General features: G+C 44.6%; 10 protein-coding genes and 1 riboswitch. Of the genes, 5 read left to right on the forward strand and 5 right to left on the reverse strand.

Features of this window, described 5'->3' with window-relative positions; all coding sequences use genetic code 11:
* Window positions 1-128: 128 nt before the first annotated feature.
* Together murI and btuB are read right to left on the reverse strand one after the other, a co-directional pair.
* The gene (gene murI / locus I2494_RS18230; protein WP_218467452.1) at window positions 129-920 is read right to left on the reverse strand and encodes a glutamate racemase; all 792 of its coding nucleotides are present in this window, start codon (window positions 918-920) and stop codon (window positions 129-131) included.
* A 23-nt stretch (window positions 921-943) separates the two neighbouring features.
* Window positions 944-2,791, reverse strand: coding sequence for a TonB-dependent vitamin B12 receptor BtuB (btuB, locus tag I2494_RS18235; RefSeq protein ID WP_218467453.1), 1,848 nt, complete (start codon window positions 2,789-2,791; stop codon window positions 944-946).
* A 69-nt stretch (window positions 2,792-2,860) separates the two neighbouring features.
* Window positions 2,861-3,067, reverse strand: a riboswitch (cobalamin riboswitch).
* A 130-nt stretch (window positions 3,068-3,197) separates the two neighbouring features.
* Here btuB and trmA point away from each other — a divergent pair.
* Window positions 3,198-4,301: a tRNA (uridine(54)-C5)-methyltransferase TrmA gene (gene trmA / locus I2494_RS18240; protein ID WP_218467454.1), complete on the forward strand. Its 1,104-nt coding sequence runs from the start codon at window positions 3,198-3,200 to the stop codon at window positions 4,299-4,301.
* A 97-nt stretch (window positions 4,302-4,398) separates the two neighbouring features.
* On the opposite strand, the gene I2494_RS18245 is transcribed toward trmA, so the two are convergent.
* The 3 genes from I2494_RS18245 to oxyR form a co-directional block, all read right to left on the reverse strand.
* Window positions 4,399-4,773, reverse strand: a complete 375-nt coding sequence (locus I2494_RS18245) for a YijD family membrane protein (protein WP_218467455.1) — start codon at window positions 4,771-4,773, stop codon at window positions 4,399-4,401.
* A 29-nt stretch (window positions 4,774-4,802) separates the two neighbouring features.
* Entirely contained in the window at window positions 4,803-5,435 is a 633-nt protein-coding gene (gene fabR, locus I2494_RS18250) for an HTH-type transcriptional repressor FabR (RefSeq protein WP_130593545.1), read from the reverse strand.
* Window positions 5,436-5,575: 140 nt separating this feature from the next.
* Window positions 5,576-6,502: a DNA-binding transcriptional regulator OxyR gene (gene oxyR / locus I2494_RS18255; RefSeq protein WP_130590076.1), complete on the reverse strand. Its 927-nt coding sequence runs from the start codon at window positions 6,500-6,502 to the stop codon at window positions 5,576-5,578.
* 160 nt (window positions 6,503-6,662) lie between these two features.
* On the opposite strand from oxyR, the gene I2494_RS18260 reads away from it, so the two are divergent.
* The 4 genes from I2494_RS18260 (at window position 6,663) to I2494_RS18275 (ending at window position 15,048) form a co-directional block, all read left to right on the forward strand.
* Window positions 6,663-7,394, forward strand: coding sequence for a glutathione peroxidase (locus I2494_RS18260; RefSeq protein ID WP_218467456.1), 732 nt, complete (start codon window positions 6,663-6,665; stop codon window positions 7,392-7,394).
* Window positions 7,395-7,507: 113 nt separating this feature from the next.
* Window positions 7,508-8,956: a dihydrolipoyl dehydrogenase gene (locus tag I2494_RS18265; protein ID WP_218467457.1), complete on the forward strand. Its 1,449-nt coding sequence runs from the start codon at window positions 7,508-7,510 to the stop codon at window positions 8,954-8,956.
* A gap of 356 nt (window positions 8,957-9,312) precedes the next feature.
* A complete protein-coding gene (locus I2494_RS18270) occupies window positions 9,313-11,019 on the forward strand; it encodes a ShlB/FhaC/HecB family hemolysin secretion/activation protein (RefSeq protein ID WP_218467458.1) in 1,707 nt (568 codons plus the stop codon).
* 81 nt (window positions 11,020-11,100) lie between these two features.
* Window positions 11,101-15,048, forward strand: a complete 3,948-nt coding sequence (locus tag I2494_RS18275) for a two-partner secretion domain-containing protein (RefSeq protein ID WP_218467459.1) — start codon at window positions 11,101-11,103, stop codon at window positions 15,046-15,048.
* The last annotated feature ends 434 nt before the right edge of the window (window positions 15,049-15,482 follow it).

A 15,482-nucleotide genomic window follows, 5' to 3' on the forward strand; every position in this document is an offset into this window, starting at 1 on the left:
CACGATAACGTCTGAACTGAAGCGGCTGTTGCCGTGTCAGTGGAGGCGCATTATAGGGACTCAGAATCATCTGGCAAGTGCTAATTGATAAAATAATTCTGACTGCTGATTGTTTAGCCAAAAAGCCTTCAGATTGACTGCTCATCGAGTGATTTAAAACCAAAGTGTTGCAAAACCGGAATTAACTTCCTGGATTCATCATCAACTTTCGAACAATAAGCCAGATTAACGGGCTTATCTTCTTGTTGCCAGTCAACATCCGCCAACAGCGACGATACCCTACGGGCAATCGCTGCACCAGAATCAACTAACAAAGTATCCTTGGGTAATACTGCACTCAGTTCCTCTTTCAATAAAGGAAAGTGCGTGCACCCTAGTACAATGGTATCCGGCTTTTTATCACCATCAAGCCATGGAGATAAAATAGATCGTAGCTCATCAGCACTTACTGGTTTTCCATGCAGTTTCTCTTCTGCCAGCTCCACCATTCTGCTGGATCCCATCAGTTCTATCTGGCAATCCTGCGCAAAGTTAGCAATTAACTCATGTGTATAAGGGCGATTAACCGTTACCTTCGTCGCCAGTAACCCTACGATGCCATTACGCGTCAGGCGTGCTGCGGGTTTTACCGCAGGAACCACACCAACAACAGGAATATTAAAGTTTTCACGTAATGCAGGAAGAGAGACTACGCTGGCGGTATTACAGGCAATGACAATAATATCAATATGATGCCGTTGGCAAAGCGCACCAACCATTTTGACAACTCGTTCAGCAATGAACTGTTCCGACTTTTCACCATAAGGAAAAGCAGCATTGTCAAAAGCATAAATAATGGATAAATCCGGCATCAGCTGCCGGATTTCCTGAAATACGGAGAGCCCGCCCACGCCTGAATCAAAAACCAGTGCTGTTGGCATTGCGATCTCTCCTTATATTGCCGTTAGAAAGTATAGGTTGCAGTGAGGTAATATTCCCGCCCTGCCGTTTCATAATTGCTGGCTGTTTCATACTCTTTATCAAACAAGTTAGCCACTCTGCCGCGAACGGTTAACTGTTCCGTCACAGGGTAAGCCGCTGACAAATCAACCGTACTATAGCTGGATAAGCGTTTCTGCTCATTCGCATACTCAGAGGTGTTGTTGTCATAGCGTTTGCCATAATATTGATATGATACATCCATATCTAAACCAAGCATATTCCAATCAATCTGATATTTTGCCTTATGCTTGGAACGACGGGCTAAAACTTCATTGTCTTTATCCCGACGCGGATCCAGATATTCCAGCGTAATTCGATGTTCAAATGGACCGGTGTCAAAGGTTCCGGTCCACTCAATTCCTTTAATGGTAGCAGATTCGATATTGTAGTAACGACCTTCCCAGGTAACAGGATCGGACTCATAACCAATCAGATTGGTTATTTTGTTACGGTATGCTGCCAGACGCCAGTTTAATGGCCCGGTATCCCCTTCCAGCCCTGCTTCCCACTGGCGGGATTCTTCTGGTTTCAAATCGTCATTAGAGGAGATGTAAAAACGTTCTGAACCATAAAGTTGCCCCAGTGTAGGCGCCAGGAATCCCGTACCATAAGAAATAGTAAAGCGATAATCAGGAATGAACTCCCATGCCGCCGCAGTCTGCCAAGTTTCATGCCAGCCAAATTGCTGATTTTTATCCGTTCTGAACGCCCCTTCCAGCGTAAAATCACCCAGTGATTTTTGCCCCGTCAGGTATAACCCCGTGTTATCTCGTTTATAACGATCGGAGGCATAGTTATCTGAAGATTCTAATTTCTCCTGACGCCAGTCAACGCCTGCGCTCACTACGCCGCGCTCTAACTTATAACTATTTCCCCACTGAATATTGCGTTGAGTTACGTCATCCAGAGAAGTGCCATCGTTATATAAACCTTTATGACTATCATAATTGTAATCTTTATAGGTTTGATAACTGGCTATCAGTTGAGATGAGTAATTCCCTTCAAGGAAACGCAGCCCCATATCATAATTACGGCTATACAGTTGGCGTTCATCACCATAGCTACCGTCATACTCTGAATTATTGCCATAACCATAACCCCGTAAGAAGCCGGAGAATTGAGATGAGAACTGGTGCTCAATACCTGCCCAAATCGACTTGCTGCGAAATCCGTCTTTATCACTGTCCGGCGGATAAGAAGACTTTGGCTGTATATTGAAACCGCGACTATCCTCGAAAGCACCCGCTGCCGTCAGCGTAGTTTTATCACCAACGGTCTGGCGAATGCTGGCGTCATAAAGTTGGTAGTGATTGGAACCCAGTCCGGCTTCCAGCTTCGCTCCATCTTTTTCGGCATTAGTAATGATATTAATAACACCACCAATAGCCTCTGAACCATAAACTGCCGAGCGTGGGCCTCGAATGTATTCCACACGTTGTATCAGAGAAATAGGGATTTGGTTGAAATCAGCAGTTCCCATAATGCCAGATACGGGTACACGAATGCCGTCCACCAACACCAACACATGTCGTGATTCCGTTCCGCGTACATAAAGCGTGGATAACTGACCACGACCGCCACTCTGGGATATATCAACGCCCGGTAAACGACGCAAAACATCGGTTAAACTTTTTGCTTGCCAGAGATCAATCTGGTCACGGTCGACCACATCTATTGGTGCCAGTACCGTAGAAACCGGTTGAGGAAACCGATTAGCAGTGACCACCATCTTGTCACTCTCTTCCTGAGCCCATACGGAAAAGGCCGTAGCAGAAAGGGCTACGACTAATACTCTCTTTTTTATAAACATAACGTAAAGCATCCAACTTAAGTTGCAGGATGCCGCAATAAAACAGCACGTATACGCGACGGCTGCAATCAATGCGACAGAATACCGGCAGGTCTTCGGGCTCAAGGAGATTAACTTAACAACGACTTCCCATCTGTAACGACAGTGTCTGCCCTGCTCCAACCTGTTTTGTGGAGAGAGCGGCTGTTATTTCCTGTTTACCGCTGCGCGTCAGCTCTGGATTTACACCAGATTCCCTTTTAACTCTGATGGGAGGCCGGAACACACACATGCTACAAGCAATCCTGTATGGATGTCTAGACTGCTATTGTTTTTTAATCATTTATCAAAGCTGGACATCACGTCATCATTCCCTACAATTCCGCCTTAATAAATGAATTCGTGACACTGATACCTGAGAAGACTTATGACCCCAGAGATACTGCCTACCGACCAATACGATGCCCAACTGGCAGATAAGAGGCATCGTTTGATCTCGATGATGTCGCCCTATTCTGCACCTGAGCCGGAAGTATTTCGCTCACCGCTAAGCCATTATCGTATGCGGGCAGAATTCAGGATTTGGCATGAAGGGGATGACCTGTACCACATCATGTTCGATCAGACGACCAAGCAGCGTATTCGGGTTGATGTTTTCCCGGCCGCCAGTGAGCTGATTAACCGGTTGATGTCGGAACTACTAGCCGGTGTAAAACCGCATGCTTCATTACGTCATAAGCTATTTCAGATTGATTATCTCTCTACACTCAGCGGTGAAGTTGTAGTTTCTCTGCTTTATCACCGTCAACTGGACGATCTGTGGTTGCAGCATGCAGAGCAATTAAGAGACGATTTGCGTTCCCGTGGGTTTAATTTGCAGCTAATTGGCCGGGCATCGAAACAAAAAATCTGTCTGGATCGCGATTATGTTGATGAACGTTTAACCGTAAATGGGCAAGAAATGATCTATCGCCAAACGGAAAATAGCTTCACTCAGCCTAACGCGGCAGTCAATATTCATATGCTGGAATGGGCAATTGATGCCACCAAGAATTCGAAAGGTGATTTATTAGAGTTGTACTGCGGTAACGGTAATTTTTCTTTAGCGTTGGCTCGCAATTTTAATCGGGTTCTGGCGACTGAAATCGCTAAGCCATCAGTAGCCGCCGCCCAGTTTAATATTGCCGCTAACCAAATTGATAATGTCCAGATTATTCGTATGGCCGCTGAAGAATTTACTCAAGCCATGCTGGGGGTTCGGGAATTTAATCGGCTGAAAGGTATTGATTTAACCAGCTATCAATGTGAAACCATCTTCGTTGACCCTCCTCGCAGTGGATTGGATCAACAAACGGTCAAAATGGTACAGGCTTATCCAAGAATCCTCTACATCTCTTGTAACCCGGAAACCCTGTGCGGAAATCTGTTAGTCCTTAGCCAAACACATCAGATCTCTTGTCTGGCTCTGTTCGACCAGTTCCCTTATACCCATCATATGGAATGCGGCGTTCTGCTAGAAAAACGAGTCTGAACTAAACAATATAAACAAAGCAATAAAAAAGCCCCAATATCCATTGGGGCCAGTTTGTACATCAAATTGTCATTGTTATTATTTTAGATGAACAACATCAGTCCATTTGTTTTACCGCTTTATGACGGGTTGTGATCTTTAATTTATAACCAATCCAGAACACCAGCGCGACACAAATAATGGTTAATAAGAAGTTAGAACCCATTCCTGCATATTCAGCCCGAATAACCGCGCTGTACAAAAATAACCCCAACAGGAAACAAGAGAAAGCCAACATAGGCGTTCCTTCCGGCATAGGCTGAGTCACATAGCGCTGATGCAGGCAATAGATAGAGAACCCTAAAGCAATTAACGGAAAAATCGAAAAGGCAATAACTGAATCAAACAGCGCGTTAAACGATCCGTTAAGTGATATACCAGCAATAAATGCCAGCAGTAGGGTCGCGTATTCTTTACTCACTTTTTCTGTCATTGCTCTTTCTCCTTTTATTCGTCATGCCTCTATTCGTGAGGCAATACACCTTTTTCTTGTTCACGGCGATACAGGTAATACACGCCTTTTGAAATCATTCTCAACTGTAAGACTAACTTTTCTTCTAATAGTTTACGTTGGGCTATATCAATATCTAACGCTTCTGCACCAGCACTAAACACAATAGTGACCATTGCTTCAGCCTGAGCCTCTGAATAGCTGCGAGGCATCTGGTTTGCCAGCTCCAGATAGTCAGCCAGTTCAGCAATAAAGTGTTGGATTTCTCTAACCACTGCAGCACGAAATGCCGCCGAGGTGCCAGAACGTTCACGCAGCAACAGACGAAACGCATTGGGATTATCGTTAATGAACTCCATAAACGTCGCCACCGATGTACGGATCACGCTGCCACCTTTGGCAATACGCTGGCGAGCCTGACGCATAAGTTGACGCAGCATTAGCCCGCTTTCATCAACCATGGTTAATCCCAGTTCATCCACATCACGAAAGTGACGATAGAAAGAGGTTGGTGCAATACCAGCTTCGCGAGCCACTTCCCTCAGGCTTAAGCTGGCGAAACTTCTTTCCGCACTTAGCTGACTGAAAGCCGCCTGAATTAATGTACGGCGAGTACGCTCTTTCTGTTGTGCTCTGACGCCCATCACGCCTGAATCCTTACTTATCATTTTGCGGCTTCAAATATCAACGGTTGGCCTCAAAACCATTAACCGTAAATTGTGTTAAGAACCTGACCGTTGAAAAAGCAAAAGAAATGTCACTTTTACCCCAACCGACAGAGCGATCATCCAATTGCAGCAATCTTTTTCTGTTCTGACTCAATCACGCCCGGCATATGTCCGGCAATCGTCTCGGCCAGTTGCTCATAGCGAGCCCGCAGAGGGGAACCCGGACGATAGACTAAACCGATGGTTCTTTTTGGCTCTGGCTTATAGCATGGTAAATAGCAAATACCATCACGCTCTTTTTCTGCTGGTGTTGCCAGTAACGGTAACAATGTAATACCGCTGGCCGCTGCAACCATGTTACGCAACGTTTCTAAACTGGTAGCGCGGAAATGTGAATCTTCATCCGCCCCCGCCTGAAAACAGAAGCCCAGAGCTTGCTCTCGCAGGCAGTGACCATCTTCCAGCATTAATAGTTTCTCGCCGGCTAGTTCAGACATCACTATCTTGTCCCGTCCAGCCCATGGATGATCGGAATAAATAGCCAGACGCATAGGTTCATCATATAGCGGAATCTCGATAAAAGATTCAGTCTCTTTTACCAGTGCCAGAATGGCACAATCCAGTTTGCCACTGTCTAGCTGAGCCAGCAGATCTTTAGTCTGTGCCTCGTGCAGATACATTTCCAGCTTAGGAAACTCTTTATGCAACATAGGGATAATATGCGGCAGCAAATAAGGTGCAACCGTTGGAATCAACCCTATATGTAATGGCCCGGACATCGTTTCGCCCTGCTGACTGGCCATCTCTTTTAATACTTTAACTTCCCGTAATACTTTTCTGGCCTGATCGACCAGCAGCATCCCGGCCTGTGTGAACAGCACTTTACGGCTGGTTCTTTCCAGCAGCATGACACCCAACTCATCTTCCAGTTTGCGAATTTGCCCACTCAGCGTTGGCTGGCTCACATGGCAAGAATCTGCCGCACGCCGGAAGTGGCAGTGCTCAGAGAGTGCAACCAGGTATTCCAGATCGCGAATATTCATAGCTTAATCCCTTGCGTTTAGATAGGTGGTGACAATAGATAGGATAGCGACTAACGATTATACCTATTAATCCCCGATATGGATAATCTTCATTAACAAAAACTTGTCACTCGACAATAAAGATTAATACCAGATTCAGCTAATAAACAGAGGTTAAAGCATGTTCACAACTCAGGAAGGAAAGAAAATCCCTACAACCGTATTCCATACCCGTCAGGGAGACAAATGGATCGACATCACTACCGACGAACTGTTTGCCAATAAGACCGTGGTTGTTTTCTCTCTACCAGGTGCATTTACTCCAACATGCTCTTCCAGCCATCTACCTCGTTATAACGAGCTGACACCAGTATTCAAGCAATACGGCGTTGACAGCGTACTATGCGTTTCAGTTAACGATACCTTTGTTATGAACGCATGGCAATCTGAGCAACATGCCAGCAACATTACTTTTATTCCTGATGGTGACGGTGAATTCACTAAAGGCATGAATATGCTGGTTGAGAAAGCAGACTTAGGATTTGGCCCGCGTTCGTGGCGCTACTCTATGCTGGTTCGCAACGGCGTGATTGAAAAAATGTTCGTTGAACCAAACAAGCCAGGCGACCCGTTTGAAGTCTCTGACGCTGATACCATGCTGAAATACCTGGCTCCGGACTGCAAACTGCAAGAATCCATCTCTGTATTAAGCAAACCCGGCTGTCCATTCTGCGCTAAAGCGAAACAAATGTTGCAAGAACGTGGCCTTCAGTATGAAGAGATCATTTTAGGTACCGATGCGACCACCGTCAGTCTGCGCGCTATTACCGGTCGCTCTACTGTTCCACAAATTTTTATTGGTGGACGTCACATCGGCGGCAGTGATGATTTAGAAAAATATTTTGCCGTCTGATAAACACGACATTATTTGAAACAGAATTTAGACCACTCTATTTAAAGTTAGCCAATGGTAAGTTTTGGCGGACTCTTGTCCGCCTTTTTTTTTGCATTTCAGGAGTCTTAAGGATGAAAAGATTACAGGTCGATGTTGCAGTTATTGGTGGAGGAACTGCAGGATTAGGTGCTTACCGGGCAGCAAAACGGTTTACTCCTAACGTCGTCATGATTGAAGGCGGGCCTTATGGTACAACTTGCGCCAGAGTCGGTTGCATGCCATCAAAACTCCTTATCGCTGCCGCAGAAGCTGTACACCATATTGAAGTCGCACCAGGGTTTGGCGTTCATCCACAGGGTGAGATCCGTATCGACGGACGAGAAGTGATGGATCGCGTTAAACGCGAGCGCGACCGTTTTGTTGGTTTTGTATTGGAAGGGGTTGGCGAAATCCCTCAGCAAGATAAGATCGACGGTTATGCTCATTTTATTGATGACAATACCTTACAGGTAGACGACCACACCCAAATCCAAGCAAAACGTATCGTTATTGCTACAGGCTCTCGTCCAAGTTGGCCTGCACCCTGGAATAACCTTGGCGATCGCCTGATTATTAACGACGATGTATTTAACTGGAATGACTTGCCAGCCTCCGTCGCCGTATTTGGCCCCGGAGTTATTGGCCTGGAATTGGGTCAGGCGCTACATCGTCTGGGTGTGAAAGTTACTATGTTTGGTGTTGGTGGCGCTGTCGGCCCATTAACCGATGGAGCAATTCGTCAATATGCCGCTGATACATTAAGTAAAGAGTTTCCTCTTTATCCGGATGCCAAAGTGGAGTTAATGGAACGCCGGGACAATGGCGTATTTATTCGTTATCTGGACGACCAGGGGCAGATTCAGGAAATCACCGTTGAGTATGTTCTGGCAGCCACTGGCCGCCGTCCTAATGTAGACAAAATCGGTCTGGAAAATACCTCACTGGAACTTGATGCTCGTGGTGTCCCTGTTGCCGACCGTCTGACTATGCAAACCAGCGTTTCACATATTTTTATCGCCGGAGATGCCAGTAATCAGTTACCACTCTTGCATGAAGCCAGCGATCAGGCACGTATCGCCGGTGAAAATGCCGGATCATATCCAGAAGTTCAACCAGGCCTGCGCCGTAGCGCTATTTCCGTCGTATTCTCCGATCCACAGATTGCTATGGTTGGTTCAACTTACCGTGAATTAAATCAGAAATTTAGTGCCTGCGGCTGTTTTGAGGTTGGTGAAGTTTCCTTTGAAAATCAAGGTCGTTCACGAGTAATGCTGCGAAATAAAGGGCTACTACACGTATATGGTGAACAGGGAACCGGTCGTTTTCTTGGCGCAGAAATGATGGGCCCTAATGTTGAGCACATCGCTCACCTGCTGGCCTGGGCTCATCAACAACAAATGACCATCATTCAAATGCTGGATATGCCATTTTACCATCCAGTTATTGAAGAAGGATTAAGAACGGCATTGCGCGATCTAAATGCTAAATTAAGATTAGGCGACGATGAAATAGAACGCTGTCAGCGTTGTCCTGGTGAATAAACCTTTAATTTACTGCTTTACACGTTAAAAGCGCCACAAGTCTGGTATAAAACCAAGATTGCGGCGCTTTTAACAACACATTCATCTGGTGAAACGTTCGTTTATTTAAGTATCAATATCAGCATTACATGTTGTGAGTTTCACATATTACTTCTATCAATAGCTTCAATATAAACAACAAGTAAGAAAGATTTTACTCGTTTTCAGGAAACAAACCCTCCTACTTAATGAGGCTGCAACTATTACGCTATTTATCTAATGGGGCTTAAATAGTAGTAGACAGCGTAATGTCTCTTATATAACTTACGCCCAAGCCTCTTATCAATTGACATGGAACTCGTTCGTTTTTGGAATAGATGGAATTATTATTTTCTCAAAAATACAATTATATAAAATCATTTCCACTACTCATAACACTGATCCCCTTGATTAGTGAGGCTGCCCCTGAACTTAACCAAATCAATAATCAACAAACTATTAATCAACAAGAACGCCAAAAAGCTTTAGAACAACAACTCTCTCCTGACCGCCCCGATGTACGTATCGAACTACCCGCCGGTAGTTCAACCATTGACCAATTCCCTGCAGAAGAAGCCTGTTTTCCTATCAATCAGGTAGAATTGAGCGGAAGCCAATATCTGACTAATTGGTTATCACTGCAGTCCATCGCTAATCAGGCCAATGGCCAGTGTTTAGGGGGACAGGGAATCAATTTGCTGATGAGCGCCCTGCAAAATCGCTTAATTGACAGAGGTTACATCACCACACGCGTACTGGCACCACCGCAGGATTTAACCAGTGGTAAACTTGAGTTGAAAATACTGGAAGGGAAAGTCAGCCGTATATTTCTTTCTACGGATAGCGATAGCTATATTCAAACTTTTAATACGCTTCCCGTATCTGATGGTGATTTACTAAATCTGAGAGACATTGAGCAAGGGCTGGAGAATTTACGTCGGGTTCCTACCGCTCAGGCAGATATCAATATGATGCCGGGACAAGAGCCAGGGGAAACCGAACTGGCCATAACCTGGAAACAAAACCGTCACTGGCGCATAGGCGCCTCGTTAGATGACTCAGGTACCGTAAGCACAGGTCGCTATCAGGGAGGATTAACCCTGTATGTGGACAACCCTTTATCGCTTAATGATACCTTCTATATCTCCGGTGGCCACGATTTGCAGTGGAAAAACGATCGGGGAAGCCACAACTATGCGGCTCACTATTCGGTTCCTTATGGCTATTGGAGTCTGAATGCTACCACCAGTGCCTATAGCTATAATCAAAAAGTCGCGGGCCTGATAGAAGATTATAACTACAGTGGCGAAAGCAAAAATCTGACTTTTGGTTTAAGTCGTTTACTACATCGTGATGCATCACAAAAAACGATATTCACATATGATGTATTACTAAGAGAAAGTCGAAATTACATTAACGATACTGAGATAGAAGTTCAGCGTCGAAATACTGCTGCATGGCGAATAGGACTAGCGCATCGCCACTACATTGATGCTATTACGCTGGATGCTGGCATCACCTATCAACAAGGTACCCGTTGGTTTGGCGCACAACCTGCACCAGAAGAGTATAATGGGCAAGCTACCGCGTTGAGTAAGATCACCCAACTGTCAGCAAATCTGGATTGGCCTTTTAATCTGCTTGAACAGCAATTTAGTTTTCGTTCGCAGTATCAACGCCAACTCCCTTCCAGCACCGCCCTGACCTCTCAGGAGCGTTTTTCTATCGGTGGTCGTTATACGGTACGTGGTTTTGATGGTGAATTGAGCCTGTCGGCAGATCGCGGTTGGTTTACCCGTAATGAATTAGCCTGGCGAACACCGCTGCCAGCGCAAGAGCTGTATGTAGGTATGGATTATGGTGAAGTCGGTGGCCAGGGAAGTAATTACCTGCTGGGAAAACACCTGGCGGGTGCCGTTCTGGGGCTGAGAGGCTATGCCTTTCGTACCAGCTATGATGTTTTTGCCGGAATCCCAACTTCGAAGCCGGATGGCTTCCGCACCGATCCGGTGACGTTGGGGTTCAACCTTAACTGGCAATATTGAGACTGCATGGATGCTGAAATTATCTGAAAGACAGACAACAAATAATAATTATGATGCCTTTGAAATAAAAGGAATTTATTTATGAACAAGAAATTGTATCGCGTGATTTTTAACCGGATACGGGGCATGTTGGTAGTTGTTCCTGAAATAGCAGGTACTCACTCAGCAGGTGACTCCTCTTCCGGCAGTGGACAAACATTTGGTCAGCTCATTGCTGGCCTGTCCCCACTGGTGTTGATGACCAGTATCGCGTTGGGATTCATCAGCATCAGTTTACCTGCTCAAGCCAATATTGTGGCGGATCCAAACGCGCCTGGTAATCAGCAACCTACCATTCTTGGTAGCGGTAATGGCACACCACAGGTCAATATTCAGGCTCCCAGCTCTGGAGGGGTTTCACGCAACACCTACAGCCAATTCGATGTGGATAATCGCGGTGTTATTCTTAATAACTCAGGTTCATCAGTACAGACACAATTAGGTGGCTATATTGATGGGAACCCTAACATGGCTCAGGGCAGCGCCAAAGTCATTTTGAATGAAGTTAACTCTCGCGATCCAAGCCGTCTGAACGGTTATGTGGAAGTAGCAGGACAAAAAGCTCAGGTCGTCATTGCTAACCCGTCAGGTATTACCTGTGATGGATGTGGATTTATCAACTCCAACCGGGCAACGTTAACCACCGGTACTCCGGTGATGAATAACGGCAACCTTGAAGGCTATGATGTCCGTCAGGGAAAAATCACCATTCAGGGAAAAGGACTGGACGGCAGTAAACAGAGCTATACCGATATCGTAGCCCAATCAGTTGAAGTTAACGCCGGGGTATGGGCCAATGAATTAAATGTGGTCACCGGTAAGAACAAAGTTAGTGCTGATACTAAACGCGTGGAAAAACAAGGCAACCGTGATGCCAATAGCCCACAGTTCTCTGTTGACGTATCTGCACTGGGGGGCATGTACGCTAACAGTATTCGCATGGTGGGTACTGAAAACGGCGTTGGTGTTCGTAACGCTGGTAACATCGGTACTCAGGCGGGTTCGGTAGTGATTACTGCTGATGGACGTATTGAAAACAAAGGTACCATCACTAGTGCACAAAACCTGCAAATCTCTACTCAGCAAGGTATAAGCAACCAAGGAACCCTGCACGCTAAGCAAGAAGTCATTCTCACCGCACAGGGCAAAATTGAAAACACCAGTACGGGTAAAATTAACGCTGCAGAAAATATCACCATTAGTTCTCAGGATAATATAACTAACCAGGGAACGATTTCTGCCAGCAAAAAAGCCACCATTAAGAACAACGCTAATATCACTAACAGCGGAACCATCGTTACGCAGCAAAACCTGTCTGTTTCAGCCAAATCCATTGATAATAAAGGCACTTTAAAAAGTAACGGTAGTACCACTATTAGCACCCAGGATTATCTCAACAGTACAACTGGTTCTCAAATTATCAGTGATGGTTTTCTGAGCATCACCAGTGGTGGTCACCTGACGAATCAGGGTGATATTAGTGCTTCTGACGGCGCGACATTGACCAGCCAGGATGCATTTTTTAACAGTGGCGTTCTGTACAGTAAAGGCGAGCTGTGGATTAGCGCCGATCGGTCAATTTCCAATTACGGTACTATCAGTACCGACCGTAACCTCAATCTGACAACCTACGGAACCCTGTTTAATCAGGGAATGATTTACGGGAAAGGTTTAGTTTCACTGAATGCAGGGAATGATATTACCAATCAAGGCACTATTGGGTCTGACAGTGGATTAACATTAACGACCGCGGGTAGCCTGTTAAATAGCGGTGCTCTACAAAGTCATGGTGCTCTGGAGATTCACGCAGATAATGGCGTGAATAATAACGGTACTATTAGCACTAACAGCGACTTAAACCTGACAACTAAAGGAAGTTTGCTAAATGATGGCACTATTTATACTAAAAATAATGCCACCATCAACGCCGTTGGTTCGGTGACCAACACCGGCACAATAAGCGCCGATCGTAACTTAACGTTAACCACATCTGATTCACTGCATAACAGAGGGACGCTGCACAGCAAAGGTAGCGGTAATTACCGTGCTGGTGGCAACTTCATCAACAGTAAATTAATGCGCAGCGAAGATCAGTTATTACTGAATGCTGATGGTTCGATTGTTAACGAAGCGGATATTTTCGCCTTTGCTGGCCTTAACCTGAGTTCAGGACAAAGCTTCTATAATCGTTCTAAAGTGTACAGCGGTGGTGAAATCAATCTGAGAGCTACCAACAATATTGTTAACGCATCGGCATTGGTAGCACTAAATGATATTATGTTAGTGGCCGCTAACTTTAACAATACCAGCGAAGCGCTACTCGCTGCCGGCGTAAACGACAATGGCGAAATGGCTGGCCACGGCAATATCACTATTCAAGTTCAACAGCCGGCCAACCTGCAAGGTCAAATTATTGCTACTGGTGAAATCAGTGTCGTGGCGGATGGAATCAATCTGTCCGGTGCTCAAGTCAGCGCTGACAGCATGGTGCTACAAGCGCGGCATGGAGATATCATTACCAATTCATCTCACTTGTATGTCGACAATACTCTCAATGCAGAAACCACCGGCAGTTGGAGCAATTCAGGTGGCCGGATATATGCAAACCAACTGACATTAAACGCCGCCTCACTCAATAATGATGCTTTGGCTGAAATCCGGGCTAATACCACACAGCTCAACATCAGTGGAACACTGACTAACCGCGGATTGATTGACGGAATTCTCACCCAGCTACAAGCCCGACAGATTGATAACTATGGCTCGGGTCGTATTCATGGTACCTGGCTGCAACTGCAGGCTGACACTATCAATAACCGTTTTGAGAACGGCAGCGCCGCTACACTGCTTGGTCGTGAGAGTATTAATATCGGCACTAATGTTTTAAATAACTATACCCATTCGCAAATTTTCAGCGGTGGAAATATGTCCATTGGCCGGACGTTGGATGATAATGGCAATACTTCGGGCCAGGCGAGCGAGATTAACAACCACAGCGCTACTATCGAAGCGCTTGGCAATCTGGAACTCGTGGTTAACCAACTAAAAAATATTAATGACTACTTTACTTCGGACGCTTCTCCTTACGACCCTGATATAACAAAAGGCGACCCGGCGAAAATTTTAGCTAGCGGTAATCTGACCATTTCTGCCGATACAGTTCTGAACGATAAAAGCCAAATTGATGCGGGGAAAATCCTGAAAATTGATGCCAATCAGATAATTGATAATAAAATTCCTGATACTCATTCTATTGATGATACTGAAACCATAACGCTTCATTCTGAGTCTGCTTCGACGCGTGATGAGCATCAAGACGCCTCTAATTCTGTGGCTCAAAAAAATGTTTCTCGTCTTGCTGAAATGCTCAGTAGCTCCTCAATAAACAGCGATCGCAACACAGTGAATCCTCATCAGGAAAGCTATCGACCAAATATCAATCTTGGCGCAATGAATATTGATCGAGTTACCGTACAAATTAATGAATTGAATGGTCCCGGAGAAATTAATATTGCTGCCAATTCACCGGCGCAAAATATGCCGTTACTGGACTCCAACATTTACACAATGCCCCCAGTTGTGGGTAATAGTGTTCTGGTAGAAAGCGATCCAAAGTTTACGGATTATAAAACCTGGCTGGCTTCAGACTATATGGCCAGTAGACTAAAGACTGAGCACAATAGTACTCACAGACATCTGGAAGATGCTTACTATGAACAACAACTTATTCGTGACCAAATTATCAACCTGACAGGACCGCGCTTTTTAAATCATTCCACCAATGATGAAGAGCAATATGTGGCTCTGATGAATGCAGGCATTGAGTTTGCTCAAAAATATAACTTATCGTTAGGGGTACCTCTGACATCAGAACAGGTAGGCAACCTGACTTCAGATATTATTTGGTTAATCAATCGTGAAGTCATTCAGGCAGATGGCACTAAACAAAACGTTTTAGTTCCTCAGGTTTATACTGTTACGAAGTTATAACCCATTGAATTATAGATATCATAGATAGATAAAAAGCGTCTGAAGGCGCTTTTTATCTATCTATTCAATTAATCAGGCAGCTGATAAATGTTAATAACAAAACATCAGACTCCCATTAGAGAAATGACTATATCGATTATTAGTCATATCGAGTTTCATTCTTTAAATAGACCATAATATAAATAGCATACAGTTCAAATGGTAAAAAAATAAATACTATAGTATATGAAATTATTTTCCTTATATTTTATCAATCCCTTCCAAATAAAAAAGACAAATTAACACTGTTGTATTAATTTAATAGCCAACCTTCATTAAGTGATGCAGATCACATTTCAAATATATTTATATTTTGATATTCACAATATTACTTATGAATAATCAATATCATTCAACCATATAAACAATATGGTTATATCAACATAATAGATTTG

It is taken from the genome of Limnobaculum allomyrinae (assembly GCF_016649425.1).
Taxonomy (GTDB): Bacteria; Pseudomonadota; Gammaproteobacteria; order Enterobacterales; family Enterobacteriaceae; genus Limnobaculum; species Limnobaculum allomyrinae.